19 protein-coding genes are annotated in these 26,788 nt (G+C 60.3%); 11 read left to right on the forward strand and 8 right to left on the reverse strand.

Annotation, left to right across the window (positions count from 1 at the left end):
- Nucleotides 1–32 precede the first annotated feature (32 nt).
- On the reverse strand, nucleotides 33–959 hold the full coding sequence (locus tag JF545_RS12825) for a LysR family transcriptional regulator (RefSeq protein WP_206942666.1): 927 nt from the start codon (nucleotides 957–959) through the stop codon (nucleotides 33–35).
- 121 nt (nucleotides 960–1,080) lie between these two features.
- On the opposite strand from JF545_RS12825, the gene JF545_RS12830 reads away from it, so the two are divergent.
- A complete protein-coding gene (locus tag JF545_RS12830; protein ID WP_206942667.1) occupies nucleotides 1,081–1,803 on the forward strand; it encodes an SDR family oxidoreductase in 723 nt (240 codons plus the stop codon).
- A gap of 143 nt (nucleotides 1,804–1,946) precedes the next feature.
- Here JF545_RS12830 and JF545_RS12835 read toward each other — a convergent pair whose 3' ends face one another.
- Nucleotides 1,947–4,136, reverse strand: coding sequence for an OsmC domain/YcaO domain-containing protein (locus tag JF545_RS12835; RefSeq protein ID WP_206942668.1), 2,190 nt, complete (start codon nucleotides 4,134–4,136; stop codon nucleotides 1,947–1,949).
- A 169-nt stretch (nucleotides 4,137–4,305) separates the two neighbouring features.
- Between JF545_RS12835 and JF545_RS12840 the strand changes: the two genes are divergently transcribed.
- Nucleotides 4,306–5,475 (forward strand): L-dopachrome tautomerase-related protein, encoded by a 1,170-nt coding sequence (locus JF545_RS12840; protein ID WP_206942669.1) that lies wholly within the window; start codon nucleotides 4,306–4,308, stop codon nucleotides 5,473–5,475.
- Nucleotides 5,476–5,669: 194 nt separating this feature from the next.
- Here JF545_RS12840 and JF545_RS19960 read toward each other — a convergent pair whose 3' ends face one another.
- Both JF545_RS19960 and JF545_RS12845 read right to left on the reverse strand, forming a co-directional pair.
- On the reverse strand, nucleotides 5,670–5,798 hold the full coding sequence (locus JF545_RS19960) for a putative transporter small subunit (protein ID WP_222162054.1): 129 nt from the start codon (nucleotides 5,796–5,798) through the stop codon (nucleotides 5,670–5,672).
- Nucleotides 5,799–5,852: 54 nt separating this feature from the next.
- On the reverse strand, nucleotides 5,853–7,553 hold the full coding sequence (locus JF545_RS12845) for a sodium:solute symporter family protein (RefSeq protein ID WP_224908296.1): 1,701 nt from the start codon (nucleotides 7,551–7,553) through the stop codon (nucleotides 5,853–5,855).
- A 1,399-nt stretch (nucleotides 7,554–8,952) separates the two neighbouring features.
- On the opposite strand from JF545_RS12845, the gene JF545_RS12850 reads away from it, so the two are divergent.
- The 5 genes from JF545_RS12850 (at nucleotide 8,953) to JF545_RS12870 (ending at nucleotide 15,266) form a co-directional block, all read left to right on the forward strand.
- Nucleotides 8,953–11,166: a TonB-dependent siderophore receptor gene (locus tag JF545_RS12850; protein WP_206942670.1), complete on the forward strand. Its 2,214-nt coding sequence runs from the start codon at nucleotides 8,953–8,955 to the stop codon at nucleotides 11,164–11,166.
- A gap of 107 nt (nucleotides 11,167–11,273) precedes the next feature.
- The gene (locus JF545_RS12855; protein ID WP_242520859.1) at nucleotides 11,274–12,257 is read left to right on the forward strand and encodes an ABC transporter substrate-binding protein; all 984 of its coding nucleotides are present in this window, start codon (nucleotides 11,274–11,276) and stop codon (nucleotides 12,255–12,257) included.
- Nucleotides 12,258–12,267: 10 nt separating this feature from the next.
- Nucleotides 12,268–13,272 (forward strand): FecCD family ABC transporter permease, encoded by a 1,005-nt coding sequence (locus JF545_RS12860; RefSeq protein ID WP_206942671.1) that lies wholly within the window; start codon nucleotides 12,268–12,270, stop codon nucleotides 13,270–13,272.
- Nucleotides 13,269–14,279 carry a FecCD family ABC transporter permease gene (locus tag JF545_RS12865; protein ID WP_347401334.1) on the forward strand — a complete coding sequence of 337 codons (1,011 nt, stop codon included), beginning with the start codon at nucleotides 13,269–13,271 and terminating at the stop codon, nucleotides 14,277–14,279. The genes JF545_RS12860 and JF545_RS12865 overlap by 4 nt, the downstream gene beginning before the upstream one ends.
- A gap of 267 nt (nucleotides 14,280–14,546) precedes the next feature.
- Nucleotides 14,547–15,266, forward strand: a complete 720-nt coding sequence (locus JF545_RS12870; protein ID WP_206942673.1) for a DsbA family oxidoreductase — start codon at nucleotides 14,547–14,549, stop codon at nucleotides 15,264–15,266.
- A 94-nt stretch (nucleotides 15,267–15,360) separates the two neighbouring features.
- Here the strand turns inward: JF545_RS12870 and JF545_RS12875 are convergent, their stop codons facing one another.
- Nucleotides 15,361–17,256, reverse strand: coding sequence for a calcium-binding protein (locus tag JF545_RS12875; RefSeq protein ID WP_206942675.1), 1,896 nt, complete (start codon nucleotides 17,254–17,256; stop codon nucleotides 15,361–15,363).
- Between the two features lie 167 nt (nucleotides 17,257–17,423).
- Between JF545_RS12875 and JF545_RS12880 the strand changes: the two genes are divergently transcribed.
- Entirely contained in the window at nucleotides 17,424–17,594 is a 171-nt protein-coding gene (locus JF545_RS12880; protein WP_206942677.1) for a hypothetical protein, read from the forward strand.
- An 87-nt stretch (nucleotides 17,595–17,681) separates the two neighbouring features.
- Here the strand turns inward: JF545_RS12880 and JF545_RS12885 are convergent, their stop codons facing one another.
- The 3 genes from JF545_RS12885 to JF545_RS12895 all read right to left on the reverse strand — a co-directional run bounded on the left by JF545_RS12885 (nucleotide 17,682) and on the right by JF545_RS12895 (nucleotide 23,499).
- Nucleotides 17,682–19,586: a calcium-binding protein gene (locus tag JF545_RS12885; protein WP_206942679.1), complete on the reverse strand. Its 1,905-nt coding sequence runs from the start codon at nucleotides 19,584–19,586 to the stop codon at nucleotides 17,682–17,684.
- A gap of 526 nt (nucleotides 19,587–20,112) precedes the next feature.
- Entirely contained in the window at nucleotides 20,113–22,242 is a 2,130-nt protein-coding gene (locus JF545_RS12890) for a TonB-dependent siderophore receptor (RefSeq protein ID WP_206942681.1), read from the reverse strand.
- 357 nt (nucleotides 22,243–22,599) lie between these two features.
- Complete coding sequence (locus JF545_RS12895; RefSeq protein ID WP_206942683.1) at nucleotides 22,600–23,499, reverse strand: LysR family transcriptional regulator; 900 nt, start codon at nucleotides 23,497–23,499, stop codon at nucleotides 22,600–22,602.
- Between the two features lie 223 nt (nucleotides 23,500–23,722).
- Between JF545_RS12895 and JF545_RS12900 the strand changes: the two genes are divergently transcribed.
- From JF545_RS12900 to JF545_RS12910, 3 genes are read left to right on the forward strand one after another with little or no spacing between them, the layout of a single operon-like run.
- Nucleotides 23,723–23,935, forward strand: coding sequence for a DUF3311 domain-containing protein (locus JF545_RS12900; RefSeq protein ID WP_206942685.1), 213 nt, complete (start codon nucleotides 23,723–23,725; stop codon nucleotides 23,933–23,935).
- The gene (locus JF545_RS12905) at nucleotides 23,928–25,379 is read left to right on the forward strand and encodes a sodium:solute symporter family protein (RefSeq protein WP_206942687.1); all 1,452 of its coding nucleotides are present in this window, start codon (nucleotides 23,928–23,930) and stop codon (nucleotides 25,377–25,379) included. The genes JF545_RS12900 and JF545_RS12905 overlap by 8 nt, the downstream gene beginning before the upstream one ends.
- Before the next feature lie 26 nt (nucleotides 25,380–25,405).
- Nucleotides 25,406–26,716 (forward strand): amidohydrolase, encoded by a 1,311-nt coding sequence (locus tag JF545_RS12910; protein ID WP_206942689.1) that lies wholly within the window; start codon nucleotides 25,406–25,408, stop codon nucleotides 26,714–26,716.
- Nucleotides 26,717–26,788: the final 72 nt, after the last annotated feature.

Below are 26,788 nucleotides of genomic sequence, written 5' to 3' on the forward strand. Positions count from 1 at the left end.
GGTCGCCCACACGACGCCCGCGATGCAGCCTCCTAACGCACGCGCTTTGCCGCTAGCCCCTCGCGCAGGGCCCGGGTGTACACGTCAGGAAACTCCTGGATCAACCAGCTCATCAGCGCGCGCACTCGCTCAAGCTGATAGCGATGGGGCGGGCAGACCAGCGACAAGGGAGTCGTATCAGACCAATCAGGTAACACCTCGACTAGGTCACCCCGGGCGATGTCCGCCTCGACGTAGACATCGACCAAGCGGGTGACACCAAGGCCAGACAACGCGGCTTGACGCATCGCATGGCCACTGACGATCTTGAAGCCTCCGCGGGCCTGCACTACCCGCTGCTGATCCCCCCGCTTCAATAACCAGTGATCAACGCTCCCGTAGATCAACGGCAGCCCCTGCAAATCTTCGGGCCTGCGCACAGGTGCGTGTTGCTCAAGCAACTCCGGACTTGCCACATAGCGCGTGGTGACCTGGTGCAGCCGCCTGGCCACCAGCGTGGAGTCTTCCAGCTCACCCATGCGCATCACCAGATCGTAGCGGCTCGTCAGCAGGTCTACCCGCAGGCTGGAGAAGTCCAACTCCACCTCGACCCCGGGATTCGCCTGCTGGAACCGAAACACCAGCGGTGCAATGAGTTCTTCGCCTACCAGACCACCCACCGCGTTCATTCGAATCACGCCCTTGAGTTCTCGCGTCGACTGCATGGCCCACTCGGTGGCCGCATCGAGCTGCTGAAACGCCAGAGTCGCGCGCTCGAAGTACCCCTCCCCCACGCTGGTGAGGCGCAAGCGGCGCGTGGTGCGGTGAAGCAACTGCACCTTGAGCGCGCGTTCCAGCTCGGTGATCTGCTGGCTGAGGTTCGCCTTGGACTGGCCAGAAGCATGGGCTGCCGCGGTAAAACTGCCGTGCTCAGCGACCAGCAGAAAGGCACGCGTCCAGCGCCAAGGGATATCGTTCATAAAATGTGAACAGTCATTTTGCAATGGATGGATTTTTCATCATAGCGGCAAGCCCCAGAATACGCCCCTGTCGATTCACAAAGGCCGTCTCGCACGGCTTTTCACACGCAAAGGTGACACCATGACCAAGCCCCTCGTTGTCATTACCGGAGCCTCTTCTGGCATCGGTGCCGCAATCGCCCGCCATTTCTCCAGCGCCGGACACCCCTTGCTGTTGCTGGCGCGCCGACTCGAACCCATGCAAGCGATGAACCTTCCTGACAGCCTGTGCCGACAGGTCGATGTGACCGACCCATCCGCCCTGGCCAACGCCATTGGCGAGGCCGAGAAGACATTCGGGCCCACGGACCTGTTGGTCAACAACGCGGGGGTCATGTTGCTGGGCCAGCTCGCGACTCAGGATGCAGCAGAGTGGAAGCGAATGCTCGACGTCAACGTGCTGGGCCTGTTGCATGGAACCCAAGCCGTGCTGGCCGCCATGTGTGAACGCGGTGCGGGTACCATTCTCAATATCAGTTCCATCGCCGGCAAGAAGAGCTTCCCCAACCACGCGGCTTACGTTGGCAGCAAGTTCGCGGCGAGTGCCATCAGCGAAAACCTGCGTGAAGAAGTGGCCGACAGTGGCGTCCGCGTCATGGCCATTCATCCAGGCGCGGTCGATACGGAGTTACTGGGACACACCACAGACCCCGACATCATAGAAGGCTACGAACAGTGGAAAGCCTCCATGGGAGGCGTACTGCATGCCGATGATATCGCCGCAGCCGCGCTCTACATGTATCAGCAGCCTCAGCATATCAACATCCGCGACGTGACCATCGCGGCAACGCGACAGCCCGCCTGATGGCCACGACGTTGCTCGTAGGTACGGCATAGGTACGGCCTCAGAGTTCGATGTGTGCCGCTGACGTAAAAAAGCCCCTCTGCAGCGTAACGGCAGAGGGGCTTTGGTCATCTGGCCTCATTGAACTCGCAGTCGCCGCCGAGTCAGCCTTCAGCCGCCAGCCTAGCCCTGCGCGCGTGCAGCTTCTTGTAGCTCTCGATCAGACGCTGATGCTTCTCCAGGCCCTCCAGCTGGATACTGGTGGGCGTAAGCCCCGGGAAGCGCAGCTCACCGTCAACGGCACGCACCACCGTGTCCATGCTGTCCTCACCGAACATGCGGCTCAGGTTGTAGAGGAAGTCATCGCGCTCAAGCTCCTCATCGAGCTCGATCTCCAACACCGCCCGCACCGCCTGGTAGAACAGGCCACGCTCGACGGTGTTGTCGTTGTACTGCAGGAACATCTCGACCCGATCCAGGGCCTCTTCATGCTGGCCCAGCGCCAGATTCAGCATCAGCTTGAGCTCGAGAATGGTGAGCTGGCCCCACACGGTATTCTCGTCAAACTCGATGCCGATCAGGGTGATGATATCCATGTGCTCATCGAGCTGGCTCTCGTCGAGACGTTCGAGCAGATCACTGAGCTGCTCTTCGTCGAGCCGGTGCAGGTTGAGGATGTCCTCGCGGTACTCAAGCGCCACGTTGGTGTTGTCCCAGACCAGATCCTCGACGGGGTAGACCTCGGAATAGCCTGGCACCAGGATGCGACAGACCGGCGCCCCGAGATCCTCGTGGACCATCATGTAGGCTTCCTTGCCAAGCTCTTCGAGAATGCCGAACAGGGTCGCTGCTTCTTCGTCATTGCTGCCGGAGAAGTCCCACTCGACAAACTCGACATCCGCCCTGGCACTGAAGAAGCGCCAGGACACCAGGCCCGAGGAGTCGATGAAATGCTCGACGAAGTTGTTCGGCTCGGTCACGGCAAGGGAGTTGAAGGTCGGTGGCATGAAGTCATTCAGGCCTTCAAAACTGCGACCCTGCATCAGCTCGGTCAGACTGCGCTCCACGGCGACCTGGAAGCTCGGATGAGCGCCAAAGGAGGCGAACACGCCGCCCGTCTTGGGGTTCATCAAGGTCACACAGGCTACCGGAAACTGCCCGCCAAGCGAGGCATCCTTCACCAGTACCGGAAAGCCCTGATCCTCCAGCGCCTTGACGCCTTCAACGATATCCGGGTACTTGGCCAGCACCTCCTCGGGCACGTCTGGCAGCGCCAGCTCCTGCTCCAGGATCTGTCGTTTCACCGCCCGCTCGAAGATCTCCGACAGGCACTGCACCTGGGCTTCGGCCAGGGTGTTGCCGGCGCTCATGCCGTTGGACAGATACAGGTTCTCGATCAGGTTCGACGGAAAGTAGACCACCTCGCCATCGGACTGACGCACGAACGGCAGCGAGACGATACCGCGCTCGACCTTGCCCGAGTTGGTATCGATCAGGTGCGAGCCCTGAAGCTCACCGTCCGGATCGAAGATCTCCAGGCAGTAGTCGTCGAGAATGCCCTTGGGCAGCTCGTCGTTGGGCCCTGGCTGAAACCACTTTTCGCAGGGATAGTGAACGAATTCGCTCGAGGCGATCTCTTCACCGAAGAACTGGTCGTTGTAGAAGAAGTTGCAGCTCAAGCGCTCGATGAACTCACCCAGCGCCGAGCACAGCGCGCTTTCCTTGGTCGCGCCCTTGCCGTTGGTGAAGCACATGGGGGATGCAGCGTCGCGGATATGCAGCGACCAGACGTGGGGCACGATATTGCGCCAGGAGGCGATCTCGACCTTCATGCCGAGCTCCGCCAGCATGCCGGTCATGTTGGCAATGGTCTGCTCCAGAGGGAGGTCCTTGCCCTCGATCCAGGTACGCTCTCCCTCCGGCGGCTCCGCCATCAGCAGCGCCTGGGCGTCTTCGTCGAGGTTCTCCACCGTCTCGATCTGGAACTCGGGACCGGTCTGCACCACCTTCTTGACGGTACAGCGTTCGATCGAGCGCAGGATGCCCTGGCGGTCCTTGTCAGACAGATCTTCCGGCAGCTCGACCTGGATCTTGAAAATCTGGTTGTAGCGATTTTCCGGGTCAACGATGTTGTTCTGCGAGAGGCGAATATTCTCGGTGGGAATATCCCGCGCGACGCAGTACACCTTGACGAAATAGGCGGCGCACAGAGCAGACGACGCCAGGAAATAGTCGAAGGGGCTCGGCGCCGAGCCGTCACCCTTGTAGCGAATCGGCTGGTCGGTGACGACGGTGAAGTCGTCGAACTTGGCCTCGAGCCGCAGGTTGTCGAGAAAATTGACCTTGATTTCCATGGAGTCAGCACCGGAGTAATGGATTTGGGTCGTCGGACACTCGCTCCCGACAACGCCTTTGGGGCGCATTATCCAGTTTTCCCCCGGCGACGTCTTGGGGTGAGCACAAAACATGCTAGGGTTGGGCATTGAGCAGTCGCTCAAGTTATCGCTATTACGAGGTCGCCCCATGTCCACCGCCCGTCGCCGTGCCCAGCGCGAGCTTCCCCGTTCACTGCTGCTGTCCGCATTGATGGCCGCCACCCTGCCCGTCACCGCGGTCGCCCATGCCCCCCTCCAGGGTCACTATCAGGCTGCCGCAGAGCCTCTGTATCGCGGCGAGATCAGAAGCGTTGCCGAACTTCCATTGCGCCCAGGCAACGTCACCGTTACTGCAGAAGGTCGCATCTTCTCCACCGTCCATCCTATGGACGGCGATCACGACGTCCAGTTGATCGAGATCACCGGTCCCCACAGCTACCGGGCCTGGCCATCGCCACAGGTGCAGACCCATGGTGGTGACTACACCGACGACACCATCGATTCACCGCTGGGCATTGCCCTGGATGGCCAAGGGGGCCTGTGGATCACGGATATGGGCAACCACCTGGGCAAGACGCGACTTTGGGGGTTTGATATTGCCTCCGGCGAGTTGATCGACAAGATTACCTTGCCCCAGGACATCGCCCCTGAGGGCAGCTTTGTCCAGGATCTGGAAGTGGACCGCGAACGCGGTGTTGCCTACCTGGCAGATATCGCCACGCCGGGCATCATCACCCTCGACCTGGAGAGCGGCGAGGCTCACCGCTTTGATGATCATCCCTCGCTGCAGGCTGAGGCGTCCGCGACGCTCACCATCAACGGCGAAGACATCCAGTTTGGCGGCGAACCGGCCAGCGTCGGAGTCAACCCCATCACCCTGTCAGCTAACGGTGAAACGCTGTTCTACGGCGCCATGAATGGTCAAAGCTGGTACGCCATGCCTACGGACCTGCTGGTCGAGGACGCGGAGCGTGACGACCTGGCAAATGCCATCACCCGGGTCGGTGACAAGCCGGTATCTGACGGCGCCGACACCGTCGAGGATGGGCGCCACTTCTTCACCAACCTCAACGAGAATGGCGTTGACATCCTGACCATGGATGGACGCCTGGAGCCACTCGTGCGCGACGAACGCCTGGACTGGCCTGACAGTGTGCGTCTTGCTGACGATGGCTGGCTCTATGTCGCGGTGAATCAGCTGCACAAGGCACCGCCGTTCACCGGTGGGGACGATGAGGGCAAGGCGCCTTACGCCATCCTCAAAGTCTGGGTCGGCGATGCCGAGACAGAAGAAGCAGACGAGACAGAGGAAGACTGAGTCCTTTGTCTGATCTGATCTGGCATGGCATGGCGCGGCGCTGAAGGGACCTCCCCGCCCTACCGCCAGCCATAAGGACAGCCCCATAAGGCCAGCCATAATGAAAGAAGCCGCCCCGAGGGGCGGCTTCTTGCGTTGTGGCCTGTCCCTCGCATCGAGGTCAGGTAACGCAACAGGTCAGTGCGCGTCGCGTCTCACACCAGGGTGCGGTGGTCCTTTTTCGCCTCACGACGGTCGCGGGCAACGGCGCGGCAGATCAGCAGAAGCACGCCTAGGGTGAGGGCAGGCCAGATCAATACGTAAAGGCCAAAGAGCAGGGTCATGGGGAGTCTCCATTGGTGGGCGCCACCAGCCTGCGGCGCCCGTCAAACAAGGGTTCAGCGCTGGGTCGCAAGTCCTGCCGGGGCGGGCTTGCGCGGGTGCTCGTCGGCTACCGGCGCGGCATCGGCGGCGTCATAGTTGCCGACACGCTCTGCAATACAGTCGAAGTCAAAGCGTTCACGACTGGCGAGACTCATCGCCACACAGACCAGCGTGCTGGTGCCATAGGCCGTCAATGACGCCAGCAGAACGGTGTACTCGCGCAGGAAGCCGGTAGCGAATACCAGCATGGCAACGAAGGCCGCAAGTCCAGCCAGCGCGCCGGCCACACGACCCAGGAAGCCGAACACCATCAGCGCGATGATGATGCCGCCGCCGATGCTGGCCAGCAGCTCGAACCCAAGCCCGGTGATACCGGTCATCGGCAGCCATTCGAAGCGCGCCGCACAGAAGGCCACCATGGCCACCAGCACCGAGGTGGTGAAGGCAGCGTTGGTGACCCGGCTCCAGAAGCAGCTGGCAATGACCGGGAAGACGATGGCGCCCCATAGCGCGCCGACGAATACCAGCATCACCAGAATGTCCAGCGAGAAGCTCGCGAAGACGATGCCGATCATGGTGGCCACGATCATCGTGAGGCGGCCCACCAGCAGCATGCGGCGGGGGTCGGCCTTGCCACGGGCAATGTTCTTGCCGTAGACGTCGGCCATCATGATCGCAGACAGGGCCGACAGGTCGGAATCGGCGGTCGAGGACAATGAGCCGATCACCAGGATGAAGAAGGCCGCAATGAACACCGGCGGCAGGTAGCTCGATACCATCTGCGGGATCAGGTTGTTCATGTCTCCGTTGAGGGGCTCGACCCCCAGCGTCAGCGCCATCAGGCCGATCATGCCAAGGCCGATGACGATGGCGCCATACCCCACGGTAGCGGTGAGGAAGGTCGGCTTGATGTGATCTTCGTTCACCGCGAACAGGCGCTGGGAAATGGTCTGATTACCGATGGCATAGGCCAATACCGCCACGAAGAAGGGCGCGCCCTGGTTGAGAATAGCGTCCATCGAGAAGAAATCGGCCTGCTCAGGCGTCAGGTTATCGAGACCGGCCACCAGCTCGGTCGGCCCACCCATGGAAAAGAACACCGCCGGAATGATCACCACGGCGATCGCCATCAGCGCGACCAGTTGAGCAAAGTCCGTCAGCACCGAGGCGCGAAAGCCCGACCACAGCGTGTACAGCAACACGCCAACGCCAGCGATGATCACGCCGGCCTGGAACGATAGCGGCGAGAGCACCGACACCAGCGCGCCGGCGGCAGTGAAGTTGACCATCAGGCTGATGATGCTGCCGAGCAGATTCGATAGCGCCAGGATCAGCTGGCTGGAGGAGCCGTGGCGCGCATGAATCAGCTCGCCCAGGGTGTGGGCGTTGGGGGCAAGCTTGCGGAAGCGGCGGCCGAAGGGATAGATGAACAGGATCATCAGCGCGCCCCACAACCCGTAGTGAATCGGGCCGGACACACCATAGGTATAACCGGAGGTGGCAGCGGCGTAGAAGGAGGCGGCCCAGATCCAGGTGGCCGTCATGCTGGCGGCACCGATGCCGAAACCGACCCGGTGGTTCGAGACCATGAAGGCGTCGGCGTCTTCTTTCTTCTTGCGGATGCCGAGGGTCAGCAGGTAGGTACCGCCATAAAAAGCGACCATCAACAGGATGACGGTCCAGGTCGAGAATTGGTAAAGCGAAGAACTGTTCAAGGGCAATCCTATTGTGAGTTGAACACAGGCATGCCGATTTGTGTCGCGTCAGGGAAACACCGCATAAACGACCGCGATCGAAACATTTACGCAGCGTTTTCCGTGGCATGCCGTCGAGTTCCGCTATGGGAGGCGCGCAGTCTCCACCAGCGAGCGCCAGATGCATGGCATGCTAGCCAGCACCCGCGAAGCAAGGGCTGCGACGTCAAACAGCGAACGGAAAAGTGGCCCACAACACCGCAGCACCGTGCGACGGCGCATAGCATAGCGTTGGGCAACATAGGGGCAGGGAGGGGAAGGTCATTTCCGCCTGGAAACATGCCGACTGCCTGACTCGCACCATGGCGAGCTCAGAGCGACTTGGCCGCGGACTCACTCAGGACGACATCAAGCTCGCAACGACATCAAGGCCGGCTTAGTTAGGCGATGCAATAAGGGCGTCATCCGTCGCCAGCTGCCGGAAACCTGATCCCAAGGGCAGTTGCACAGCCATCATCACTGAGTCACGTGCTCAGGTCAGCACGCAGGCGCCACTCCCTACAGGCAGGAGGGAGGAGGTCGACGGGGCATGCAACGACCCTGGTCGGAGTAATGAGGCGACATCTTCATCCTCTATATCGACAAGGAAACGACACGAACCTTTCAATGGCAGGTTTCGTCAATAAATAGCGCGAAAACCCAACCTGAAATTTGTCGAGTTTTACACTTTTCTCATCATAAATCGCTAGTGGGACCTACGATGACACCAGCAACATTTTATACTTAGTACGGCGACAGAAAATCCATTTGGCGCGCTTTTCCGGCGAAAAAGGCGGATCTCCTTGCGACGCAAGACCCATACCTTACTGAGCCAGAACTGAAATGTCCAACCTGCCTAACATGGAGCAAAGTTATCTTTCTATAAAGGTGCCGATACATCGGCAGGAGCGTCACCTGTCGTCACACTATCAAAGCTTCACCTTGTGCAAGCCTTACCCCGTCCGAGCCGCACCCTATCCCCGCTGGCTGACTCTCACGCACCACCCTGCTACCGCTCACGCGAGCAAAGGAAGTCGCCCTTCCATCTCCGCGCGACGATGTCCCCGCACGGCGACCGGCTCCAACGTCTCACCTCCCCCAAGGTGCATCGACGTCTGCGCGGTAAACACTGGGCCCATCATTTCCCTCAACGGATGGATTCAGCCCTGACCTAGGGGCCCTACACGATAAAGGCCTGATATCCGACGATCCCCTGCTTCTCCCCGCTCGTCGGCTCCCCCATTCTCGATTTCCAGGAAACGTTCCCTGGCGACGCTCATTTATGGCACGCCGCATAGCAAGCGTGGCGTTGTGCATAAACGCGCAAAAACAAAAACAGTAATAATTCGCATTCATAAATACATTCCAGGGAACTGACACAGTGGCACACCACGCTCGCTCCAACGCGGCCCTTCACCTCTCACGCCCTCGCCTGCACCCTCTGACGGTGGCTATCGGCCTTACCGCTGGCACCCTGCTGCCGATCTCCAGTGCGACGTTCGCTCAAGACACCGAGCAGCTAAGCAATATCACCGTGGTGGGAGAGGACCTGCGCCCCACTACCGAGCTGAGCGAGACCTACCGGGTCGAATCCAGCGCCAGTGCCAGCGGCCTGACGCTGACGCCTCGTCAAACGCCCCAGTCAATGAGCTTTCTGACTCGCCAACAGATGGATGACGAGGCGATCACCAGCACCACCGAGGCGGTCGAACGGCTCCCGGGGGTATCGGCCATTCGCCTGGATGGCACACGCACCAACTTCCAGTCCCGCGGCTACTCCATCCGCAACTTCCAGTTCGATGGACTTCAGAGCAACACCAGTCCGTTCTGGCCCTTCGGCGACGCCGAGTGGGATGCCGCCATCTACGACCGAGTGGAAGTCGTACGCGGCGCCACCGGACTGATGACGGGCGTTGGCGATCCCTCTGCCACGGTCAATTTCGTGCGCAAGAAGCCGCTGGATGAGGCCGCCGGCAGCGTCAGTGCGGCGGTGGGTCGCTGGGACCGTGGCCGTGGCGTGGTCGACGTCAGCACGCCTCTGGACAGTGAAGGCCGGGTCGGCGTGCGCTTTGTCGCCGCCAAGGACCGCTCCGACAGTTTCATGGATGATGTCGAGCACGACCGGGAGACCCTCTATGGCGTTCTTACCGCTGAGCTGACCGACCGCACAGAACTCACCCTCGGGGTCGAGTATCAGCACTATGATCAGGATGGCGCCTACATCGGTGTGCCTCAGTACTACCTGGATGGCGGACGCACCGACTACGACCGCTCTACCGCCAACAACACCGAGTGGGCCAATTTCTTTACCGAGAACACGCGTGGTTTCGTCGACCTGACCCACCACTTCGACAACGGCTGGAAGGCCCGCGCCGCCTACAGTTACGGCGACGCCAACTACGGTCTTACCTATAACTACCGTGGCGGCTACCCGGACCGCGAGACCGGCGTGCTTTACTACACGCCCTCCTACGCCACTGAGTCCTACCTGCTCGACTATCGCGGAGACCGTACCCAGAAGAACCTGCACCTCAGCGCGGAAGGCCCGTTCGAACTGTTCGGTCGCGAGCACCAGCTGGGCTTCGGCTACATGGACCTCAACGAAGACTACGAAATTCGCAGCCGCGGCCCGGCCGGCGATGTGCCGGCACTGGGCAGCTTCAGCGACCGCAACGACCCGGCGCTGGCCGAGCCCGCCTGGGGTGAGTGGGGACTGACCGATGACACGGTGACCGAGCAGACCGGCTACTATGCGGTATCTCGCTTCTCGCTGGCGGACCCGGTGCACTTTATCGTCGGCGCGCGCATGACCGACTGGAAGATCGATCAGGACTATCGCGGCGAACGAGAGTACGAGTATGACAACGAGCTCACTCCCTATGCGGGTCTGATCGTTGATATCACCGATGATCTCAGCGCTTACGCCAGCTACACCGAGATCTTCAACACCCAGAGCGAGCGCTCCCCCAGCGGCGCGCTGCTGGATCCCTTGGAGGGCATCAACTACGAGCTGGGGCTTAAGGCCGAGCTGTTCGACGACCGCGCCGACCTGTCCTTCGCCGTGTTCCAGAGCCAGCAGGACAACCTGGCCGTGGAACTCCCCGGCGTCTTTGTCGCTGGCACCACCGATCAGGCCTATACCACCACCGATGGTGCTGAGGTCGAAGGCTTCGAGGTGGAAATTGCCGGTGAAGTTGCCGCAGGCGTCAACCTTTCCGCCAGCTATGCCTTGGTGGATGCCGAGGATGCCGACGGCAATCAGCTCAATACCAGCTATGCGCGCCAGCAGGCCAAGGTCTTTGCCAGCTGGCAACTGCCGGGACGCTGGTCGGACCTGACCGTAGGCGGCGGCGCCCGCTGGCAGGGCGATACCTATCGCGACAACGATACTCCGCTGGGAACTAGAAAGATTGGCCAGGGCGATGTCTTCGTTGCCGATGCCATGGCGCGCTATCGCATCAACGAGAATCTGAGCGCGCAGCTCAATGTGACCAACCTGTTTGATGAAGAGTATTATTCTCAATTGGGCTTCTACAGCCAGGGTATCTACGGCCAACCCCGCAGCGCACTGCTGAGCCTGAACTACGACTTCTAAGTCATATCAGGGTCGACGACGGGCGCCTCCTCCGGCGCCCGTCCCACGTTTCCCGATTGTCACGCTGGCGCATGCTCGCCGGCGACTACCGCCACAAGGAAGATGAGATGTTCATGCGACACGCGCCTTTGTCCCTTGGCCTGCTGATGGCCATCGCCCCGCCGGTGCTCGCCGACGACTACCCGATCGAAATCGAGCACGCACTCGGTGTCACCGTGATCGAGGAACAGCCCGAACGGATCGCCACGGTCTCCTGGGCCAACCACGAAGTGCCTCTGGCACTTGGCGTCGTGCCGGTGGGCTTTGCTGCCATGTCCTTCGGCGACGACGACGGCGATGGCATCCAGCCGTGGGTGGAAGAGCGCCTGGACGAGCTGAATGCAGGCCCCTACACGCTGTACGACGAAGGCGATGGGATCGACTTCGAGGCGGTGTCGGCGAGCCGTCCTGACGTCATCCTCGCGGCCTACTCGGGAATGAGTCAGGCCGACTATGACACCCTCAGCAAGATCGCCCCGGTGGTCGCCTATCCCGAGGCGCCCTGGTCATCGGGCTGGCGTGACATGATCCGGCTTAACAGTGCCGGCATGGGAATGGCGGAGGAAGGCGAGGCGCTGATCGAGCGCCTGGAGGCCCAGGTCAATGAACAGATCGCGTCACACCCGGAGCTGAGGGGCAAAAGCGCGATGTTGATCAGCCACATCAAACCCACCGACCTGAGCCAGATCAACTTCTACAACGACAACGACGCGCGGGTTCGCTTCTTTCACGAGCTCGGCCTGACATCACCTCAGTTCGTCACGGACAGTTCGGTAGACGGTCGCTTCGGCGGCTCCATCAGCGCAGAGCGTATCGATGACATTGCCGACGTGGATATCATCGTCACCTATGGCGGTCAGCCACTGGTGGACAGGCTCAACCAACACATGCTGACCTCGCGGCTGCCAGCGGTCGAGCAGGATGCGCTGGTGCTGCTGGGCAACGATCCGCAAGGCACTGCCGCCAACCCTACCCCGCTGTCCATACCCTGGGTGCTCGATACCTACGTCGACCAGCTGTCCCAGGCCGCCTTGAAACGTGAACAGGAGTGAGCGTTCTGGCATGAGCCTCCATCGCTTGACGCCACCAGGTGCATTGACCTGGTGGCTCGCCGCCGCCCTCGTGGCGGCGGCCTTGTTATCCATCGGCATTGGCACCCGGGACACCGGCTGGACCACCCTGCTGGGCCTGACCGACGGTAGCGTCGACTCCATGGCAGAAGCCGCCGTGGCCAGTCGCCTGCCACGCACGCTACTGGCCATCCTTGCAGGTGCGTCACTGGCGGTGGCCGGAGCCGGCATGCAGGGCCTGACCCGCAACCCGTTGGCGGATCCAGGTCTTCTCGGGGTCAACGCCGGCGCCTCGCTGGCGGTGGTCATCGGCATTGCCTGGTTTGCCATGCAGCATGTTGCCGAGTATCTGTGGGTCGCCGTTCTAGGTGCCGCCATCAGCGCACTGGTCGTCTACCTGATTGCCAGCCTCAGCCGCGGCGGCCCCACGCCGCTGAGATTGGCCTTGAGTGGCGCCGTCATGTCCGCCGCCCTGGCATCGCTCACTTCGGCCATCATCCTGCCCCGCTCAGATATCGCTGGACTGCTGCACTCGTGGCTGATCGGCGGCGTCGGCGGTGCCACCCTCGACCGCATCCTGCCGGTGCTGCCGTTGATGGTGCTTGGCATGATCCTGACGCTCAGCTCGGCGCGCCGGCTCAACCTGATGGCCCTGGGCGATGATACCGCCACAGGACTGGGTGAACGGGTTGCCCAGGCGCGCTGGCTCGCGGCATCGGGCGCCATCCTGCTATGCGGAGCCACCACGGCCGCCTGCGGGCCCATCGGCTTCGTCGGACTGGTGGTGCCACACGCCCTGCGCATGATGACGGGTAGCGACTACCGTAGGCTGCTTCCGCTCTCGGCCCTTGGCGGCGCCTTGCTGGTAACCCTGGCCGATACCTTAGGCCGCGTGCTGGTCAGCCCGGCGGAACTCGACGTGGGCATCGTCACCGCCCTGGTGGGCGGCCCTGTCTTCATTGCGATCGTTCGTCGCCATCAGCTGAGGTCACTGTGACAACCGCATCGCTATCCAGCGCCCCTTCCGACCAACTGCGGTCGCACATTATCGTCGCCCTGGTGACCGCGGTGATGTCAGGCGTCGCCATCACCCTGATGCTCGGGCAGTCCTATCTGTCGCCCGCCACCATCCTGGCGGTGTTCTCTGGAGAGCACATCGCTGGCGCCTCCTTCACTCTATGGGAACTGCGTGCGCCACGAGCCCTGGTCGCCGTGCTGTCCGGTGCCTGCTTTGGGCTAGGTGGTGCGGCCTTTCAGACCATGCTGCGCAACCCCCTGGCCAGCCCAGACGTGATCGGCATCAGTACCGGCGCCAGTGCCTGTGCGGTGTTCGCGATCATCGGGCTATCCCTCAGCGGTGCACTGGTATCGCTCATGGCCATCATCGGCGGGCTCGGTGTGGCCCTGTGTATCTACCTGCTGTCCTGGCGCAAGGGGATCGCCGACACTCGCCTGATTCTGGTGGGTATCGGCCTTTCCGCGATGCTGCAGAGTGCCATCGCCTATCTGCTCACCCAAGCACCGGCCTGGTCACTGCAGGAAGCGCTGCGCTGGATGGCAGGTAGCCTCAACAGCGTGCATCTGGCCCAAGGCCTTCCGCTATTGCTGGCACTGGCGCTACTTGGCATTCCCCTGCTGTGTCTGGCGCGCCATCTTGAGGTCATGCGCATGGGGGATGATGTGGCGCGCGGCCTCGGTATTCGCCTATCGCTGCTGCGCCTGGTCGTCGTGGTGGCGGCTGTCGGCCTGGTCGCCTTTGCCACCGCGGTGACGGGACCGATTGCCTTCGTCGCCTTTCTCAGCGGTCCCATCGCTGCTCGCCTTATCCAGCACCAGGGCTCAGTATTGCTGCCGGCCATGCTGGTCGGCGCGCTGCTGGTACTGGCGGCCGACTTTATCGGCCAGCACCTGCTCCCAGCGCGCTACCCCGTGGGCATTGTCACCGGCGTACTGGGCGCGCCGTACTTGCTGACCTTTCTTGTGCGTGACAATAGGCACAAGTGACTTACTGCGTGGGTTGGACTGCTGGCCGATAGGCCTCGTCCGCTATCGGCTATCGCCTCCCGGCGCACCCGACCTATCAGGAATTTCCTCTGTCGGGCTTCACATTGAGGGGGCATCTCATCTATCGGGCATCAGGCAGGCCAGCCGCCCGGAAAGTGACACTACGGCCGCCTGCGTGTGGTGGTCCTCAAGGACCTGCGGGGTGTAAGGTAATTGCTCTGCTAACGACCAACGCCGTACTCAATCCTTTCAGGAGCACAGACTGATATGACTGCTCACCCCGACAGCCGTCGCGGCGACCGCACTACCGACACCACGATTACCGTCGACATCGTCTCCGACGTCGTCTGTCCCTGGTGCATCATCGGCTACCGCCAGCTCGCCGAAGCGTCGCGTCAGAGCGGCATAGATATCGAGGTGCACTGGCACCCCTTCGAGCTCAATCCGCAGATGGGCGAGGAAGGTGAAAACCTGCGCGAGCATATCGCCGCCAAGTACGGCACCAGCGAAGAGGACTCACGAGCGGCTCGGGAACGGCTCACCCAGATGGGCGCCGAGCTCGGCTTTGCCTTCCACTACACCGATGACATGCGCATGGTGAACACCTTCCGCGCCCACCAGTTGATCGACTGGGCGGAGCAGCGTTCGCCAGACGAAGGCCACCGCATGAAGCAGGCCCTGTTCAGCGCCTTCTTCAGCGAGCGCCGCGACCTTCACCGGATCGACGTGCTGGCCGATGTGGCGGCGGATCTTGGCCATGACCGCGACAAGGTCGTGGCAATACTCGAGTCGGGCGAGCGCGGTGAATCGGTACGCCAGCGCCAGGCCTTCTGGCAACAACAGGGCATCAGCGGGGTACCTGCCATGGTGTTCAACCGCCGCTACCTGGTCACCGGGGCCCAGGGCGTTGAGAACTATCAGGAAGTGTTGCGACAGGTCGCAAACGAGATGGTGAACGAAGATCACCAGGCGGGCGTGGATAGCTAGGCCGCTTGGCTTGCGCTTAGGCATAGCCATCGCCATTGGCGTCGCCTCCATCCTGACGACCGCTCGGCGGATCCGAGCGGTCGCAGGCGTCCTATCAGACGACGGAGAGCGCGTCAGGTAAGTCGACTTGCCCCGTCAACACCGCGCCATGCATCAGCGACGCTGCATCGACGCCTTCCAGCCTGACCGTGCCCCCCGCAAAGTGCACGACACTGTCATCGCCAACCTGAGCCAGTGAACGCTCGAAGGCAGCATCGTCCGACAACACATCACGCAGATCGAGAATATCCTTCTGCTCCCCTTCCAGCGCAAAGTCTTCGATCACCGCATGCATGGCAGCACCGTCCTTCACCACGAAGAGGTCCTGCCCAGTCCCACCATTGGCACGATCGTCTCCTGCCGACAGCACAATCACATCATTGCCTTCCCCGCCATAAAGCAGGTCTCTGCCACCACCGCCATTGAGCCAGTCGCGACCTTCCTCGCCGACCAGGACGTCCTGACCCGAAGTTCCGCTCAGGTGATCGTTGCCAGCGCCAGCAAAAACGACCTTTCCTTTGATCACATTATCCCCAGCATCACCCAGCGTGGCCTTGCTGTAGGCAATATCGCGGTCAAACCAGGAAAACTTGTATGCGTCTTCAAGGTGGGAGTCCTGCACGACATAGTTGACCCCTGGACCAGAGTGGAACCAGCCACCACCGCGGGTGAACTCGATCGTCTCGATACCTTGGGCGATGGTCAGCCCCCCGTTACCCAATGCCGCCACCTTACCGTCATCCAGCTTGAAGACGTCGTAATCACTACCCCGCCCTTCAAGAATCAGAGCGTCGTCACCGCTTCCCCCTTCTACCTGGTTGTATCCGCTGGAGGCGCGTATCCGGTCGTCCCCAGCCAGGCCATCGATATAATCGTTGGCAGCGCTGCCAGCCAGCAGGTCAGCAAAGTGGCTCCCCACGATAAAGGCGGGATCACCATAGTGGTCAGACGTCGGCGACCAGATGTCGCCCACCCAATAGATGCCTCTGGCATCTTCACCCAGCGCGGCAACCACGACCACACTATCCTGACTCATCCACTCGTAGAACGACGACGATACGATTCGCGAAACCAGATCGGCAGTCCTTCCACTAAGATGGGCACTCCACGCAAAGGGATTTAGCACGGAGTGATTTGATAGGGAAAGTGTCAGACTGGCATAAACGTCATCAAATATAACGAGGTTGTCTACGGAGCTTGAGTAGTTGCCATCATTGTTCTCCAAGGCGCCATCAAGATTGCCAATGGCCGTCTCCAGGTCCTCGTAATCCCCCACATAGCGATACACTGCGTCATTTTCAAACCCGACATTCAGGACATTATCAGCCTCAAAAATGAAGGGCGATGCATAGCCCATGTAATTGCTCTCTGCAAAGAAGCCATCTGCCAACTGGCCAGAGAAGCGCGCTTGAATATTGGTCAGGGCTCCGCCCAGGCTGTAGCCGGTAATAATGGCATCGTCTCCACTCAAGCCATGTGCACTCATGTAACTGGCCACACTTGCCAACACAGGTTCCATGGTGTCGGCGATCTGATTGCCCTCATTCAAGTAAAAATAGTCGACAATATCGACCGGATTGTTGGTGCCGGCATAGGAGACGCAGACACGGCTGATGTTACCTAGAGAGTCATGTTCAGCGAGAACTTTCAGCTGCGGTCCCCCCGAGACACCTCCCAGTAAAGGACTGCTCAGTGTGATGTAACCGTCTTTATCAACAATGGAAGCATCAAGCCCTAGCTCAGCAGCGGACACTTCACGCCACCCGGATGGTATTTTATGCTCGCTTTCCAGTGCCGGCCCTGACACATGGTTAATGGTTTCAAGCACATCAACCGCCGAAAAGCCAGCGTCATCAGCAGCAGAATTAGAATATAGCGCGAGTTCGTATGCCGTGACGGTCAGTGCCTTTGCATCTTCAACATTCAACTTGGAAACGGAAAAAAGTGGCATCGCTTTTCCTCTAAATGGAAACTGCATTCACATTGCAGAGGAAGGCTAGAGCATCATAGCAACATCATGTCATACACTTTTTTTGGTACGGCGCCGTCGGCAAAGATTCAAGAACATGGCTTACCAACAACGGCACAGTCGCGGAACATTGTTGAACAGCCCAGGACATGGACGGCGAGGGAAATATCTTTAGCGAACACCGCGACCTGCACCGGATCAACGAACTGGCTGAGGTGGCGGCGAATCTCGGCCATGACCGCGACGAGGTCGAGGCAATGCTCGAGTCAGACGAGCGTGGTAAACCGGTGCGAAAACACCAGGCGGACATGGATAGCTAAGCTGCTTCGCATAGACCCAGGCATCGACATCGGCATCGCTCCACCCTGACGACCGCTCGGCTGTCCCGAGCGGTCGCAGGCATCCTATCAGACGACGGAGAGGACGTCCGGTAGATCGACTTGCCCCGTCAACACCGCGCCATGCATCAGCGACGCTGCATCGACGCCTTCCAGCCTGACCGTGCCCCCCGCAAAGTGCACGACACTGTCATCGCCAACCTGAACCAGTGAACGCTCGAAGGCAGCATCGTCCGACAACACATCACGCAGATCGAGGATATCCTGCTGTTCCCCTTCCAGCGCAAAGTCTTCGATCACCGCGTGCATGGCAGCACCGTCCTTCACCACGAAGAGGTCCTGCCCAGTCCCACCATTGGCACGATCGTTTCCGGCCGACAGCACAATCACGTCATTGCCTTCCCCGCCGTAAAGCAGGTCACTGCCGCCACCGCCATTGAGCCAGTCGCGACCTTCCTCGCCGACCAGGACGTCCTGACCCGAAGTTCCGCTCAGGTGATCGTTGCCGGCGCCAGCAAAAACGACCTTTCCTTTGATCACGTTATCCCCAGCATCACCCAGCGTGGCCTTGCTGTAGGCAAAATCGCGGTCAAACCAGGAAAACTTGTATGCGTCTTCAAGGTGGGAGTCCTGCACGAGATAGTTGACCCCTGGACCAGAGTGGAACCAGCCACCACCGCGGGTGAACTCAATGGTCTCAATACCATGGGCAATGGTCAGCCCCCCGTTGCCTAATGCCGCCACCTTGCCGTCATCCAGCTTGAAGACGTCGTAATCGCTAGCCCATCCATCAAGAATCAAGGCGTCGACGCCAGTCCCCCCTTCCACCTGGTTGAACCCACTGGAGGCGCGTATCCGGTCATTACCAGCCAGGCCATCGATATAATCGTTGGCAGCGCTACCCGCCAGCAGATCAGCAAAGTCGCTGCCTACGATAAAGGCGGGATCACCATAGTGATCGGACGTCGGCGACCAGATGTCGCTCACCCAGTGGGTCGCTCTGCCTACGGCTCCCATCGCTGACACGACAACGACGCTGTCCTGAGTCATCCAGTCATAGAATGAGGAGGATACGATGCGCGAAAACGCATCGGTGGTCATGCCGTTTAGATGTGCGCTCCAGGCCAGTGGGTTGATAATAGAGTGATTCGCCAGCAGCACGGAGAGGTTGGCATAGACATCGTCAAACATGACGACGTTATCGACAGAACTGGTGTAGTGACGATCGTTATTGTCCAGGAAGCCTTCTAAATTCGAAAGTGCTGTCAGCAGATCGTCATGGTCCCCCAGATAACGGTAAACCGCGTCATTTTCAAAACCCACATTCAACACGTTGTCAGATTCATAAATAACAGGGGAGCCATACCCAATGTAATGGCTGTCGGTGAAGAATCCATCTGCCACCTGTCCCGAAAAGCGCGCTTGAATATTCACCATCGCACCACCTTGGCTATAGCCGGTGATGATCGCATCCTCTCCGCTAAGACCATTGGCACTCATAAAGGTGGCAACATTCGCCAACACGGGTTCCATGGTCTGTGCTATCGCACTACCTGTGTTCATATAAAGATAGTCAACTATATCGACAGGATTATTGGTGCCAATATAAGACACACACACACGACTAATATTGCCGAACGCATCCTGCTCTGCCATCACTTTCAGCTGTGGCCCGCGTGAAACACTGCCGAGAAGCGGACTATCCAGTGTGATATAGCCATCTACACCAACCACCGATGACGGTAGCCCGAGCTCAGCTGCAGAAACTTCACGCCATCCGGCCGGCATGCTGACATTCACCTCGTTACCCCATACCGCACCAGGCCCTGCTGCCTGGTCGATGGTTTCAAAGATGTTGCCCAAAGGGATTCCAGAAAACTTCTTTAAGTGAGAATGCAGAGCAAGATCAAATGACGTCACCACCAATTCTTCGGCGTCTTCTGAGTCAAGTTTGGAAACGGAAAACAGAGCCATGATGATTCCTCTCGTGTGGACTTGCATTACATCATCCTACGTCAACGAGGAATGCTAGATCATCAAAAAATCAATATGTAATACTCGCTTTGACATGTAGCCACTGAAGCAAAAAACAGAGATAGTTCTCGAGCTGATTCGACACTTTCTTGAGTAGAGACTTACAACCTTACCACTTTGATAGAATTGACGTAGCGTTTCAAAAAATCGGAACCCTGAGCAACACCACCAACTGCAAATCATAAAAACAACCATGGCCCCATGAGATATTTCACTATTGATTACCACCCCTTTCTAATGCCGAGCTCGACCCTACGTCCTAACTGAGCCAACAGTCTTCATCGACTCTCACCTATGGCCTTCACTTCCAGGTTCGCTATCTCGAGGCCTGGAGGTGCTCATTATCCAATGCCTCGTGGCGTGGTGTTCAATCCGTGCAACTTGAAATCATCAAAAAGGGGCACCGTTAGACGGCGCCCCTTTTGCACGAGTACGGCATATCACACGACAACGTCGAGATAAGCCTTTACCAGCGATAGCTGAGCTTGGCGGTCACCTCACGTCCTGGGTTGTAGTAATCCGCCGTCCCGGAACCTACTACGTGCTTCTCGTCGAACAGGTTGCTGACATGCAGAGAGAGGTCAGTGTTCTGCACAAACTGGTAGCTGTACGATGCATCGAAGATGGTCGCTGACTCGCTCTTGATGGTGTTGGCGGTATCGAAGTAGTACTCACCGGTATAGCGCGCCCCAAGCCCTACGCTCATGTTCAGGTCAGGCAGAGTGTAGTGAGTCCATAGGGAGGCCATATGCTCCGGCGTGGTGGTGAGTTCGTTGCCCTCGATGGAGCTGCCGTCGCGCAGCGTGCCACGCTCCACTTCAGAGTCCATGTAAGAGTAGCCGCCGATCACGCTGAGGTTGTCGGAAAGCTCTACCTTGGCCTCAAGCTCCAGTCCCCTTACCCGCGACTCCCCGATGGTTTCACGCTCGATGATCCCACTGTCCTGGACCACTGCGATGGTGATGTCGTCCTGGTTGAGGTCATACACCGATGCCGAGAACAGGGCGTTGGTACCGATCGGAGCGTACTTCAGCCCCACTTCATACTGCTCGCCACGCTCGGGCGTCACACCGATGGAAGGCGGTGCCACCGACTCGACGTAGCTGACATAGGAAGACAGTTCTTCATTGATGATATAGGTCAAGGCGCCACGGAAGGACGTCTCCGAGAAATCATCACTGTCGTCAAAGGCGGCGCCCCAGGACACCCCCTTGCTCGACAGGTCCATATCGTCATTGCGTACCCCTGCGGTGACGATGAAGCGATCGTCGAAGGACAGGTTCTGCTGCAGGAAGACCGAGCGGGTCTCATAGTCCTGGTCATTGGTGCTATACACGTTGAGGCTGGACGGCCCGCCGCTGAAGGTCGGGTTGGACAGGTCAATCGGCTGTGCATCGCCATAGATGGAGCTCTCGTCGGTCGAGGCGTCTCGGTACTCGGTGCCTACCAGTGTACTGCTGTCGAAACCATCGAATCTGGCGTCGTACTGCACCATCAGGTTACCGATCACTTCGTGGGCATCGGTATCGGTGCCAAAGTAGTCGCGGTCCACGATGGAGCCCGTGCGAGCTGCGGAATCGGTCAGATAGATGTAGCCGAAGTCATCGGACAGATCGCTGTAGCGCAGGTTGCCACGCAGCACCAGGCCATTGTCGAAATCGTGGGTAAACTGGCCGGTCGCGCTGGTACGCTCCACATCGTGGTAGTTGAAGTCCGGTTCACCGAAGAACTCATCCCGCGAGTAGTCACGGTCCAGTGGATAACCGCCGCTATTGGGGGTGTCATCGCGATCCAGGTGATCGATGATCAGGCTGGCGGTGGTGAAGTCGGTGGGCTCCCAGGCCAGCCCTGCCATGACAAACTCGTTGTCGTCGCGGGAGTGGTCGTATTCGCGATCGCTGTCCTGCACCTTGCCGGTAATCCGATACGCCAGGGTGCCACTGTCATCCAGGACATCGCCGAAATCGACGCCCGTTTCCAGGTGGTCGAAAGAGCCGTAGCTTGCGTAGGCCTCGCCAAAACGCTCGAAGCGCGGACGCTTGGTGACAAAGTTGACCGATCCGCCCGGGTCGGCCGGCCCGAACAGCGTGGAGTTGGCCCCCCGCAGCACCTCGATACGCTCGTAGGCGAACGGCTCTTCTCTGACTCCACGCATCGAACCAAGCGTCATGCCATCCCGATACGTGGTGGCCTGGAAGCCGCGAATCTGGAAGTAGTCGTTGCGATCATCGGTGCCAAAGTAATCGGTGATGACGCCTGGCGTGTACTGCAACACCTCTTCGGTGGTACTGGCATTACGCTGCTCGATCTCTTTCTGGGTGATCACCGAGACCGAAGCGGGAGTATCCAGAAGACTGGTGGCCACCTTGCCACCGACCCAGAGCTCCTGGGCAACAATGGCATTGGCATCATCGTCAGCCACCGCCTTGGCATTGACGATGATGGGCGCCAGCCGGTAGACCTCATCCTTGGCATCGCTGTCGGCTTCCTGTGCCAGTGCCGGAAACGACAACACCGGAGCCAGGCAACAGACGGCCGTCAGCGCACGCGGACAGGCCCCCGCCCGGCCCACGAAACGATAGAGCAACGTGTTCATGTGATACATCCCGAGAAATCGTTATGGAGTCTGGTTATTGTGATGGTTCGCAGAGCAACCAAATTCTCGGGATTAGGTCATACAAAGTCAAGAATGAGAAACAAAATCATTTGAATGAACATCAATAAACAGAGCCTACCTTGCCCATTGTGGGTGGCACCTCCTCATCTATGAAAACGGCTAGCCCCTCACCGTTGGCACCGTAGCCCCAGTAGACATACCGCAGGCCTGCACGTGTCTTGACTCGGCAGCTGTTCGGACAGCCCCCACCGCGCTGGCGCCAGAACCGGGGCGCCAGAACCAGGGCGCCAGACCCGGGGCGCCAGTACTGGGGCGCCTGAACAGGGACGTGAACCATCAGGCCCCGGACGATAGCTCGGCTTGTACCTGCTGAATCAAGTTGCACAGGGTCGGTGAGTCATTACCATGGCGCCATGCCAGCCACAGCGGCATATCGCAGCGATCGAGCTCGGGCAACCTGACAAAGCGCACGCCGGGCAAGGGGTGATGCCGACTCGCTGAGGTGACGATGGCAAAGCCAAGACCTGCCGCCACCATGCTGAGAATGGTGATGTTGTCGGCGCCGTACTGGACGACTCGTGGCGCAAAGCCCAGGCGCTTGAAGTGCGACAGCATGCGGTCGTAGTACATCGGCGACGCGCTGCGAAAGCCCCACACAAAGTCCTCTTCCTGCAGGTCCGCCAGACACTGGGGCGGGCACTTGGCCCACGGAGAGGACTCCGGCAGCGCCAGCACCAGGCTGTCGTGTTTCAGCGGCAAGGTGTCGAGCCCGGGATAGTCCGGCCCATCCAGATACACCACGCCAGCGTCCAGCGTGCCTTCGCTCAACCGTTCTAGCTGCGGGCCAGAGAGCAAGGGAAAGACTTCAAAAGCCACGCCCGGATACTGCGCCCGATACTGCCCCATCATCCGCGCCACTTCGGGCACCCATAGGTGGGCCACCGTGATGCCCAGGCGCAATGTTCCCGTGCGACCGCTGCCCAGGGCCGTGAGACGGGCCTTGATCTGCGAACGCTGATCCAGCAACAGCAAGGCTTCCTCATACAACGCACGCCCCGCCATGGTCAGGCGGACGCCCCTGGCGTGACGGTCCAGCAGGCGGGTGCCCAGATCTTCCTCGAGTAAACGAATCTGGCGAGTCAGCGCCGGTTGCGCCACATGTACCCGGCGGCTGGCCTCGGTGATGGTCCCGGCCTCCACCACCGCCACGAAATAGCTCAGCTGTCGGAACTCCATGACGTGAATGCCTCCCTCGACGTTAGACGGCGCTGACGACGGCGACGGCAATCACCCCGTTCCCATGCCATATCGATATCGCTGCTATCAAAAAGCCATATTTTTGGTATCGAAAGAGCTATCCCATAGTAAAGGCACAATTTCAATAACCGCCCGCCGGCGGCACCGGGAAACGCTCGTCCGCAACAACCTCCCAGCGTCCCCCAAGGCCAAGGAACCTTCCATGACCAAGACCTTTCACCTGTTGACCGGGCTGCACTTCGCCGTATGTTCGCTCGCCATGATCTGGCCCGGCGCGCTGATCGCCAACCGCATTGAACCGATGGTACTGGGCCTGCCGTTCCTGTTCTTCTGGTACATCCTGTGGATGCTGATTCTGTTCGCCGGCATGTGGATCGCCTTTGTGGTGCGACACGGAGGGGATCGCCATGAATGATGCCTTCATCGTCGTCGGTATTACCCTCGCCTACCTGGGCGTAGTGCTGTGGGTGGGCATCCGCGCCCGTGGTCAGCACAGCTCCAGCCTCGAAGGCTACGTGGCCGGTGGTCGCCACGTCGGGGTGATCATTCTGTTCTTTATCCTTGGCGCCGAGATCTTCTCGGCGTTCGCCTTTCTTGGCACCCCCGGCTGGGCGTATGAGAGGGGCGCACCAGCCCTCTATATCCTGGCCTATCTGGCGCTGGTGCCGATCTCGATCTGGGTGCTTGGCCCAAGGGTCGCCAAGTTGGGACGAGAGCGGGGCTACCTGACCCAGGGCGACATGATCGCCCATCACTACCGCAGCAAACCTCTCGGCATGATCGCCGGCATCATCGGCGTCGCCGCCATGGTGCCCTACCTGACCATCCAGATCGCCGGGGCTGGCATGCTGTTCCAGGCCGCCACCGATGGCCTGGTGCCGCTGTGGCTTGGTGCGCTGCTCGCCTTTATCGTGGTCGCTGCCTACGTCTTCACCAGCGGCCTCAAGGGCATCGGTTGGACCAACCTGCTGCAGGGCATCATGATGATCGTGATTGCCTGGCACCTGGGTATCAGCCTCTCCGAGCGCCTCTATGGCGGGGTCGGCGAGATGTTCAGCCAGATCCAGGAGAGCGCTCCCGAATACCTGACCCTGCCCGGCGCCACCAACATGGGCTGGGGCTACTTCAGCACCGCGATCCTCGTCAGTGCCTTTGGCGGCGCCATGTGGCCGCATCTGTTCATGAAGTTCTATTCCGCTGACAGCGGTCGCACGTTACGCAAGGTCAGCGTCTTCTATCCTCTCTACGCCTACTTACTGGTACCTCTGCTATTCATCGGCTTTGCGGGCATTATCGTGTTTGCCGAGGAACCGCTGGCGCGCCCGGATACGGTGCTGCTGAAGCTCGTGCTTGACGTGGCCGACTACTCGCCCTGGGTCATCGGTGTGATGCTGTCTGGCGCCCTGGCCGCCGCCATGTCTACCGGGGCCAACCTGGCCCACACCGCGGGCATCGTACTGGTCAGAGACGTGCTGGGCCCGACGGTCATGCGCGGCGCCAGTGAAAAGACCGTGGTCAGCGCCACCCGCTGGAGTGTGGTGGGGCTGTCCCTGGTCGCCTACGCCTGTGCGCTGGCCAACCCGTCATCACTGGTCATGATGCTGCTTGTCGCCTATGGGCTGATCGTCCAGCTGCTGCCCATGGTCATGGGCGCGGTCTTCCTGCCGACACTACGACGCCTGAGCGTCCTGGCAGGCGCCATGGCGGGAAGCGTTGCCTACCTGTTGATGGAGTTCGTGTGGTCCTCGCCACTGGGCTGGCATTCCGGCCTGTGGACCATGCTGCTCAACGTGCTGGTAGTCACCGCCTGTCAGCGCTTCATCCAGCCGGCCGCCGACACCACATCCCTCGCCAACTGATGTGACACACACAAGGAGACGTACCCATGACCACTCACATCAGCGCTGACCTCAGTCAGGCTATCCGCGCCCACGCAGAGCAGACGCTTGAGACTATCGGCTCGCTCTACCGTCAGCTGCATCAGCACCCGGAGCTGCCTTTTCAGGAACATCAGACCAGCGCTCATCTGGCCGACGCCCTGGAGGCAGTAGCGCGGGACACCCCAGGCATGGAGGTCACCCGTGGCGTCGGCGGCACGGGCGTCGTCGCCCTGATACGCAACGGGGAAGGCCCCACCGTGATGCTGCGCGGGGACATGGACGCACTGCCGATCAAGGAAGACACCGGTGTCGAGTTTGCCAGCACGGATACCGCCGACACTGACGGCGGCAGCGTGCCGCTGATGCACGCCTGCGGACATGACCTGCACAGCAGTTGCATCGTCGGCGCCGCCACGGTGATGGCCGCCATGCGCGACCAGTGGCAAGGGACCCTGATGCTGATCTGCCAGCCCGCCGAGGAAATCTTCGGTGGGGCCAAGGCGATGCTGGAGGATGGGCTTTATCGCCGCTTCGCGCGCCCGGATATCGTTCTCGGCCAGCACAATATGCCAGCACTGGCCGGCAACGTCGGGCACATTGCCGGACGTGCCATGGCGGCCGCCTCGAATCTGGCGATCACTATTCATGGCGCTGGCGGCCATGGCTCGATGCCAGCTCACACCATCGACCCGGTCGTCATTGCCGCCCATGTGGTAACCCGGCTGCAGACCATCGTGTCGCGAGAAGTCCCGCCGGAAGAGACCGCCGTGGTCACGGTGGGCCGGCTGCACGCCGGCACCCAGGCCAATATCATTCCTCACCATGCCGAGCTGGACATCAATATCCGCAGCTTCGACAACAGCCTGCACCGCCAGCTGATCGAAGCGATCGAGCGCATCGTGCGCGCGGAATGCGACGCTGGGCGCTGTCCACGCCCGCCGGATATTCGCGTGATCAATGACACCATCGCGCTATACAACGACACGGACCTGGTCGAACGCCTTCGCCGCGCCCATGGCGAGCATTTCGGCCAGGACGCGCTCTACGACATGCACCGACTCAACGGCAGCGAGGACTTTCCGCTTTTCGGTGATGCCAAGGCAGGCGACTTCGGCGGCGACGATATCCCTTGCGCCTACTGGTTCTTCGGCGCCACCCCTGCAGAGCGCTGGGCAGCGACACCGGGCCGCACGGTGGCAGAAAAGATGCGGCACCTGGAGATGCCGCATTCTCCCCACTATTTCCCGGGCAACCCCGTGACCCTGCGTACCGGTATCGAAGCGTTGGTCAGCGGCGCCATCGCCTGTCTGGACTGACGCAGCACGACCGGGGAAGCAGAGGCGGCGAGCAGAAAAGGCCATCGCCAGGCTTCCCCGGACTCTCGAGCA

The organism is Halomonas litopenaei, assembly GCF_017303055.1.
Classification (GTDB): Bacteria; Pseudomonadota; Gammaproteobacteria; order Pseudomonadales; family Halomonadaceae; genus Halomonas; species Halomonas litopenaei_A.

Bases quoted from the DNA above. Each gene is read 5' to 3' on its own strand.
- JF545_RS12825 (WP_206942666.1), bottom strand. From the start codon at position 959: ATGAACGATATCCCTTGGCGCTGGACGCGTGCCTTTCTGCTGGTCGCT.
- JF545_RS12830 (WP_206942667.1), top strand. From the start codon at position 1,081: ATGACCAAGCCCCTCGTTGTCATTACCGGAGCCTCTTCTGGCATCGGT.
- JF545_RS12835 (WP_206942668.1), bottom strand. From the start codon at position 4,136: ATGGAAATCAAGGTCAATTTTCTCGACAACCTGCGGCTCGAGGCCAAG.
- JF545_RS12840 (WP_206942669.1), top strand. From the start codon at position 4,306: ATGTCCACCGCCCGTCGCCGTGCCCAGCGCGAGCTTCCCCGTTCACTG.
- JF545_RS19960 (WP_222162054.1), bottom strand. From the start codon at position 5,798: ATGACCCTGCTCTTTGGCCTTTACGTATTGATCTGGCCTGCCCTCACC.
- JF545_RS12855 (WP_242520859.1), top strand. From the start codon at position 11,274: ATGTTCATGCGACACGCGCCTTTGTCCCTTGGCCTGCTGATGGCCATC.
- JF545_RS12860 (WP_206942671.1), top strand. From the start codon at position 12,268: ATGAGCCTCCATCGCTTGACGCCACCAGGTGCATTGACCTGGTGGCTC.
- JF545_RS12870 (WP_206942673.1), top strand. From the start codon at position 14,547: ATGACTGCTCACCCCGACAGCCGTCGCGGCGACCGCACTACCGACACC.
- JF545_RS12875 (WP_206942675.1), bottom strand. From the start codon at position 17,256: ATGCCACTTTTTTCCGTTTCCAAGTTGAATGTTGAAGATGCAAAGGCA.
- JF545_RS12880 (WP_206942677.1), top strand. From the start codon at position 17,424: ATGGACGGCGAGGGAAATATCTTTAGCGAACACCGCGACCTGCACCGG.
- JF545_RS12885 (WP_206942679.1), bottom strand. From the start codon at position 19,586: ATGGCTCTGTTTTCCGTTTCCAAACTTGACTCAGAAGACGCCGAAGAA.
- JF545_RS12890 (WP_206942681.1), bottom strand. From the start codon at position 22,242: ATGAACACGTTGCTCTATCGTTTCGTGGGCCGGGCGGGGGCCTGTCCG.
- JF545_RS12895 (WP_206942683.1), bottom strand. From the start codon at position 23,499: ATGGAGTTCCGACAGCTGAGCTATTTCGTGGCGGTGGTGGAGGCCGGG.
- JF545_RS12900 (WP_206942685.1), top strand. From the start codon at position 23,723: ATGACCAAGACCTTTCACCTGTTGACCGGGCTGCACTTCGCCGTATGT.
- JF545_RS12905 (WP_206942687.1), top strand. From the start codon at position 23,928: ATGAATGATGCCTTCATCGTCGTCGGTATTACCCTCGCCTACCTGGGC.
- JF545_RS12910 (WP_206942689.1), top strand. From the start codon at position 25,406: ATGACCACTCACATCAGCGCTGACCTCAGTCAGGCTATCCGCGCCCAC.